Origin of the sequence: Flavobacterium sp. UBA4854 (assembly GCF_002399805.1) — a bacterium.
GTDB classification, from domain to species: Bacteria; Bacteroidota; Bacteroidia; order Flavobacteriales; family Flavobacteriaceae; genus Flavobacterium; species Flavobacterium ginsengisoli.
In genome coordinates, this window is sequence record NZ_DHEI01000117.1 from 1 (window position 1) to 7,767 (window position 7,767).

Sequence of the window (7,767 nt, forward strand, 5' to 3'; positions counted from 1 at the left end):
ATCTGTTTATTTTCTTGTTTTTGTGGCTCTTCAGTTGCAGTTTGCACTGTTTGAAGGGGAGTATTTTCGTTTCCTTTTTGCTTCTGGCAAGAATATGCCATAATGCATATCATAATTATTAAAAGACTTTTCATAACGGATTGATTTAGCGTTGAGTCAAATTTAAGTGTAAAGTATTGATTGCTGTTACATAATTACATTTTGATTTTTAATGATCTGGCTTTTCTAAAATTACTTATTGGTTTTATTTTGTTTGTTCCTGTTAATTTGATTTAAAAGTAAAAGGGGCTGCAATATTTTTATCTGCTATTTTGAACAGATTCAATCTAAAAAATAATTGATAAATCAACAACCGATTGTCTTTTTAATTTTTTTTAGAATCTATTTTGTTCTGTTTTTTGATAAAATTGTAATTATTATCTGATTTATTGGTGTTTAGGTGTTTTTTTTATTCTAAATAAGAGTTTTGATTATTTTTTTATCAACGTTTATTTTGTTTTTTATTCAATTATAAGGCAATTATCGTTTCTTTTTTTGCGAGATTCAACAGTGTTTTATTTGTTTATGTTCAAATAATTTAAGATTAAAATAAGTATAATGTTTTTTTAGTGGATATTTTTTGAATAATAAATAAAAAAATAATTACACAACCGATTGTTTTTTTGAAAAAAGATATATATTTGTTCAAAGACTTATTGCTTTTACCTAGAAATAAGTTTTGAAATGCTAACTAAACCATAAACCATATTTTAATTATTAAATCAATTTTTATGACTAACTTTTTTGTTGCAAGTCAATCAAAGCTTCTCAAATGCTTTGGTTTTTTGATCTTAATGTTTGTCTTTTCGATTCAGTCGAATGCACAGACAACAGTCACGGGAACAGTCTCAGATGCCAACGGGCCAATTCCTGGTGCTAACGTAAATGTAAAAGGAACAAAGACAGGTGTTAGTACCAGTTTTGATGGTACTTATTCTATCAGTGTTCCTTCTAATGGAGTGCTTATTTTCAGTTTTTTAGGTTTTACAAGCCGTGAAGTAGGGGTTAATGGACAGAAAACCATTAATGTAAAACTTGAGGAAGATTCTAATAATTTAAAAGAAGTAGTAGTTATTGGGTATGGAGCTCAACGTAAAGAAGCGGTTACAGGATCGGTAGCTTCTATTAAAGGTAGTGAAATACGTGAGGTTCCTTCTGCAAATATTACTCAGTCTATGCAGGGACGTCTTCCGGGTGTTCAAATAACACAGACTTCAACGAAGCCTGGTGCTGCCATGCAAATTCGTATTCGTGGAACGCGTTCGTTAACAGCAGGAAATGATCCTTTGGTAGTTCTTGATGGTATTCCGTTCTCTGGTACTTTAGCAGATATTAGCCCTGAAGATATCAAAAGTGTCGACATATTAAAAGATGCGTCGGCGACAGCTATTTATGGATCGCGAGGAGCAAACGGAGTTATTCTGGTAACAAGTAATAGAGGAACAAAAGGGCAAAGAACTTCGATTGCTTATAATACTTATACAGGATATAAAACTGCTGTAAAATATCCAATGATGCAAGGGCCTAAATATGTTGAGTTCCGTAAGCTTGCGGGAAAAAACCTTGTAAACGGAATCGATGAAGCTGATGATGTAAATACAGATTGGCAAGATCTTTTTTATAGAACAGCAATCGTAACAAATCACGATATCGCAGTGACGGGAGGAACAGAAAATGGAAATTATAATGTTGGAGTTAATTATTATAAAGACCAAGCGGTTATTCCAGGATCTGAGTTTAATAGATATTCTATCCGTGCGGCTTTAGATCAAGAAATCGGTATTTTTAAAATTGGTTTTTCTTCTAATAATAATTACAGTATAACTGATGGTGCTAGTTTAGGAATGTACGGAGTTTTAAGTATGTCGCCTATTGCAAATCCTTATAACGAAGATGGTTCGTTAAAAAGAACAGTAAGAATGCCTCAAGATGAAAATTGGGTGTACACTAAAGAAAGTATGCGAAATCTGGGAGATAAATGGGCAGATACAAACAAAGCTTTCGGTTCTTACAATTCTATTTATGGTGAACTTAAAATACCAGCAATTGACGGATTAAAAGCTCGTGTGAATCTAGGTGGCAATTACAGAACAAGTAATTCAGGCTCTTACACTGGTATTGGGGTTTTTAATGCTAATCCAGATAATCCAAATGTGGCCTCAATTGGAAATACGCAATCTACAAGCTGGACAGTAGAAACGTTGCTTACTTATGATCGTACATTTGCTGAAAAGCATAAAATAAACGCGTTGGCAATGTATTCTTCTGCACAAGATACTTACAACAGCTCATTAATTTCAAGAAGAAATATTGCCGGAGACAGTTTTCAGTATTTTAATTTAGGTCAGACTTCTACAGGTGATAATGATGACATTACTATAAACAATGGTAATCAGACTTATACTCAAAGTGGTTTGATTTCTTATATGGCTCGTGCAATGTATTCTTATGCAGATCGCTATATGATAAGCGCTACAGTACGTTCAGATGCTTCTTCGCGTCTAGCGCCTTCTAATCAATGGCATACATATCCAGCATTCTCAGCAGGATGGAATATTAGCAAAGAGTCTTTTATGAAGAATGTAAAATGGATCGACGCATTAAAACTTAGAGGAGGATACGGACAGACGTCTAATCAATCAGTGGCGCCTTATGCTACGTTGGGGTATTTAAGTACAAGACCTTATAATTTTGGATCTAATAATGCAACAGGATATTACGTTTCGACTCTTCCAAATCCGAATTTAGGATGGGAATATTCTATAACATCTAATTTTGGTTTGGATTTCTCTCTTTTTAATAACAGATTATCGGGAACAGCTGAATATTACACGACAGATACGAAAGATCTTTTGTTAAGTGTTAATCTTCCAGTTACTTCTGGGGTTAGTTCTTATGTTGGAAATGTTGGATCAACTCAAAACAAAGGTTGGGAGCTTAGTCTTAATGGGGTAATTCTAGATAATTATAATGGATGGACTTGGGATGCAGGTGTTAATATTTACAGCAACAAAAACAAACTAGTATCTCTTGCTTCAGGAATGACTGAAGATCAAAATAACTGGTGGTTTGTTGGAAAACCTCTTAATGTGATTTATGATTATAAAAAAATAGGAATATGGCAGACTGATGCGGAAGCAAAACAATACGAAGGTCCAGCAGGTCAAGCGGGTATGATTAGAGTGGCGTATACAGGAGATTATAATCCTGATGGAACGCCAACAAGGCTAATTGGCGCAGCTGACAGACAAGTTCTAAATGCAGATCCTGATTTTCAAGGTGGTTTTAATACTAGAGTAGCTTATAAAAATTTTGATATTAGTGTTGTAGGTCTTTTTCAAAGCGGAGGTATCTTAAATAGTACACTTTATGGCTCTAATGGATATTTAAATATTAATGATGGACGACGCGGACAAATTGATGTAGATTACTGGACGCCAGAAAATACAGGAGCACAATTTCCAATGCCAGGTGGTCCTACAGAAAGTAATAATCCGAAATATGGTTCTACTTTAGGTTATTTTGATGGTTCATTTGTTAAGTTAAAAACGATTACTCTTGGATACAGTTTAAACAAGCAATGGATTAAAAGTGCAGGAATGGAAAAACTGAAACTTTACTGTACTATTCAGAATCCGTGGGTAATTTATTCTCCTTATCATAAATTATCTGGACTAGATCCTGAAACGAACTCTTATGCAAATGACGCTTCAAATATGGCAGTTGCCTATTCAGGAAACTTAAGTCGTTTATTAACTGTAGGATATAATACGCCACAGTCGCGCAATCTGATTTTAGGACTTAATATAATTTTTTAAAAAGACAGTAATGAGACATATTAAAGTAAAAAAATATATTGTAACGGCACTTGCTTCAGTTTTTCTAGTAGGGTGTTCAGATAATATTTTGGACGAGAAGCCTAGAGCTATTTTTACTCCAGACTATTTTTCTACTCCAGAAGGGGTAATGGGAGGAATAACATCAATGTACGGCCATTTGAGATATATGTATGGAAGTGGTTATTTTTTAAATACTGGACAAATTGCAACTGATGAGTCAACTTGGGGGCAAAACTCAGATGGAAACGTTAAGAATTTAGACTTCTCGGGAGTTGGTGTAATTAATGCTCAAACTAGTAATACAGGTATTGTGTGGGGAGCTACTTTTCCAAATATTAATACAGCGAGTGGTGTAATTGAGAATGCATCTAAAATTGGAACGATTTCTCCAGCGCTAATCGCAGAAGCAAGATTCTTTAGAGCTTTTGATTATTTTTTGTTGGTACAGACTTTTGGTGGTGTGCCACTGGATTTAGGAGCTGGAGAATTAAAATTTAACTCTTCAACGGTAAGAACTTCTGTGCGTAATACAGTTCCTGAAGTTTACAGTAAAGCAATATTCCCAGATTTAAAACAAGCAGTTGAAGATTTGCCAGTTGCAGGACGTGTAACGGGAGGACTTACTAAAACGGCAGCACGTTTTTATCTTGCTAAGGCGTATTTGACCTTTGCATGGTGGCTTGAAAATCCTAATAATATTCCAACTTATCCTGCAAGCGATCGTAAAGATTTAGACGGACATGATGCGGCTTGGTATTATCAGCAGGCTTATGATGTTGCGGTAGAAGCAATTAATAACCCAGGTCCTTTTGCATTACTTCCTTCTTTTTATGAAGTAAGCGTAGGTAAAAACGATCGAAATAAAGAGATGCTTTTGTATGCTGATCACACAGAAACTAGTTCTCTTTATAATGGTGGCGATATAGGTTATAGCGGTGGTGGTTTTAGTACTGATTATTTTGCTGGATGGTTTGGGCAATTTAATTATACTGGAGTTAGAAGTTCTTCAAGCAACACTGGTTGGGCAGCGGTAAGTTCTGTACAGCGTGAAGCAGAGCAGCATTTAGGAAGACCTTGGACTATGTTGGCACCTCCTATTGAAGTGTTTAAAAAGACATTTGCCGATAAAACTAATGATTCTCGTTACGATGGTACTTTTACCACAGTTTATCGCGGAAACTGGGCAAAGGCAGGAATTACTGCTCCAGTATTATATAATGCAAATTATCTTCCTATAGCAAACGGTGAGCCAGTTCTGACTTTCTTAAATGATGATACGTCAGGAATTGATTATTCTAACTCAGTATTTAACAGTTCAATTGGAGCGGGAGTATTGCCAGGAAGAGCCGATTTTGTAATTGAACCAAGTGTAATCTCTAGGATATGTTATCCAGGAAACTGGAAATTAGGACCTTATCGTACAGATAATGGAGCAGGTTTAGGATCTCCTAATGGAAGCAGTACGCGTCCGTTTCCAATAGCTAAATTCTCAGAACTGTATTTTGTTGCTGCCGAAGCTGCGGTTAAAGGCGCTTCCGTACAGGGAGGAAAAACAGCAAGAGATTTACTTAATGTTATTCGTGCTCGTGCCGGAAAATGGACTTTTGACAATAACGGAAATAAAGCAAAAACGCAAGACAATAGTGCGGCAATGACTGCAGCAACTCCAATGGTTATTGATATTGATTATATTTTGGCAGAACGTTCAAGAGAATATTTTGGAGAAGGCTACAGATGGTATGATTTAGTGCGTACTCAAAAATGGACAGAATATGGAAATTCATTTTCAATCGCAGGAGCTACTAATCCAAACGATTGGAAAGATCACACGGTTAAGGTGTTTACAAGAACAATTTCTCCACAGAATTACCTTCGTCCAATACCAACAAGCCAACTTGATGGTATGCAAATGTCAGCCGAAGAAAAAGCAGCTTATCAGAATCCTGGCTATTAGCCATTTCACAATAAGGTTAGTTTAAGTTAGTTGAAAAATAGGAGCAAAAGATAAACTTTTGCTCCTATTTAGTTTTTAGAGAACTCTAAGATAGAATTAAACTAATTTTCGATCTTAGCTAAACAGCTATCAATTCTGTTGAGGTAAAATTGTTTTGAAAAAAAACGCTTGAAAATCAGCTAAAATTTAAATTATATTGGTCTTTTATAAACTGTTACATCATCAACCCACATCATTGCAGTTGAAAATAAATTGATTTTATTTGGGTCAATAAAATTGGAGTCTTTAGATCCAACATTCATATTTAATATAATAGAGTGTGGTCCAAAATTATTGAGATTAAGATTATTGGCACTACCATTAGTATAAGTTGCTACGGTCACATTGTCGACTTTTATGGTTACTGTTACAATATTGTCTTTCATTTTCCAAAAAGATTCATATAAATGCCATCCGCCATTTCCATTGATATCAAAATTGGCAGGATAATTTCTTTCTGCAGAGTTTCCTATAAGATTTGTTCCAGAAGAGGTTCCATAAAAAAGATTCGAAGTAAAACGACTTGCATTAGGAGCAAAAGAATAACCTTCCATAATATCTATTTCTCCTTTAGTTGGCCAGGCATTTCCTTGCACAGACCAAAAGGCTGGCCATGCACCATAAGTTTCAGTAAAAGACTTGTAAGTACTACCATCCATAGCTATTAGCTTAATATTGGCAGAAAGCATATACTCTGTGTTGTTTTCTGGTTTGTATTGATAATTTGAGGTAATGAATCCAGATTGATATTTGTATGTGCTTAATTTTGTAGTCTTGATCTCTAAACATTGTCTTCCGTCTCTCCATTGTGTGGTTGGCACAGAGCTATAATAATCGCAATACCAAGAATTATAATCTGCACGTTGCTCTTTTGTCCATTGCGACAAATTAGAACCCACATCAAATGTTTCTTCAAATTGTTTGACCCAAGGTGCATCTGCTACTTTGCTTGTACTGTTTTTTGTAACTGTACTTGCATTTGTATTTTTTGACTGGTCTTGTGCCATCGGACTTGCATCATCTGCGCATGATGCAAATCCTAAACTTAATGCACATGAAACTGTTAATGCAAACAAATTTAATTTTTTCATAATTTAATTTTTTGGTTTATTAATAGTTGAAGTAAATTATTATAGCTTAAAAAAATTAATCTAAACCTTCTAGAAATCCAGTATGTGAACTTTTTATTGCAAAATTTGAATCGTATAATAAAGGCCAGTCGTTTCCTGGATGATTGAGTTCTGCACTAAAAGGAATCCATGATTCATTATCCTTCATTCCCCAAATCGTTATAGCGTATTTATTTACTGCTGGAAGTGCATTGTATAGTTGTACAATTTCTTTGTATTTTTCTTTTTGAGCTAGTCTTCTTTCATTTGTAAAAGTTGAAATATCGTTAGATTGATTTACCTGAATATCCAATTCTGAAACATGAATTTTCACACCTTTTGCTACAGCTTTGTTAAAGTCGGCTTCGATTTGAGCTCTTGTTGGATTTAAATAGTTATTATGCATTTGAAAACCAATACCATCAATGAGATTGCTTGCTTTTAAATCATCGACAATGCTAAAAACTTTATCTTGTTTAAGAACATTTGTCGAAGTTGCATAATCATTATAAAACAAAAGTAAAGAGTTGTCGCCGGCAGCGATTGCTGCATCTCTTGCCCATTGAAAACAGTCTTTTACATAATTGGCACCCATTCGTTGAAGAAAAATTGTATTTCTCATCGTACCTCCATTATCATCTACAGCTTCATTTACGACATCCCAAGATTTTATTTTTCCTGCATAATGCGTAACTACATCTGTAATGTACTTTTTAACTTCTGCTTTAAATTCAGCATCAGTCCCAGAGAAATCTTTTAACCATTGCGGTACCGAATTATGCCATAC

General features: G+C 34.7%; 4 protein-coding genes. 2 read left to right on the forward strand and 2 right to left on the reverse strand.

The annotated features are described in order from the left end of the window. Nucleotides 1-770: 770 nt before the first annotated feature. Together B3J44_RS17335 and B3J44_RS17340 are read left to right on the forward strand one after the other, a co-directional pair. Entirely contained in the window at nt 771-3,857 is a 3,087-nt protein-coding gene (locus tag B3J44_RS17335) for a SusC/RagA family TonB-linked outer membrane protein (RefSeq protein WP_286969947.1), read from the forward strand. 10 nt (nt 3,858-3,867) lie between these two features. Further along, a complete protein-coding gene (locus tag B3J44_RS17340) occupies nt 3,868-5,832 on the forward strand; it encodes a RagB/SusD family nutrient uptake outer membrane protein (RefSeq protein ID WP_286969948.1) in 1,965 nt (654 codons plus the stop codon). 191 nt (nt 5,833-6,023) lie between these two features. On the opposite strand, the gene B3J44_RS17345 is transcribed toward B3J44_RS17340, so the two are convergent. Then, on the reverse strand, nt 6,024-6,962 hold the full coding sequence (locus tag B3J44_RS17345) for a glycoside hydrolase (protein ID WP_286969949.1): 939 nt from the start codon (nt 6,960-6,962) through the stop codon (nt 6,024-6,026). Between the two features lie 55 nt (nt 6,963-7,017). Next, nucleotides 7,018-7,767, reverse strand: a 750-nt coding sequence (locus B3J44_RS17350) for an endo-1,4-beta-xylanase (RefSeq protein WP_286969950.1), incomplete at its 5' end; no start/stop codon positions are given.

Coding starts and splice junctions, on each gene's coding strand:
- B3J44_RS17335 (WP_286969947.1), top strand. CDS start 771: ATGACTAACTTTTTTGTTGCAAGTCAATCAAAGCTTCTCAAATGCTTT.
- B3J44_RS17340 (WP_286969948.1), top strand. CDS start 3,868: ATGAGACATATTAAAGTAAAAAAATATATTGTAACGGCACTTGCTTCA.
- B3J44_RS17345 (WP_286969949.1), bottom strand. CDS start 6,962: ATGAAAAAATTAAATTTGTTTGCATTAACAGTTTCATGTGCATTAAGT.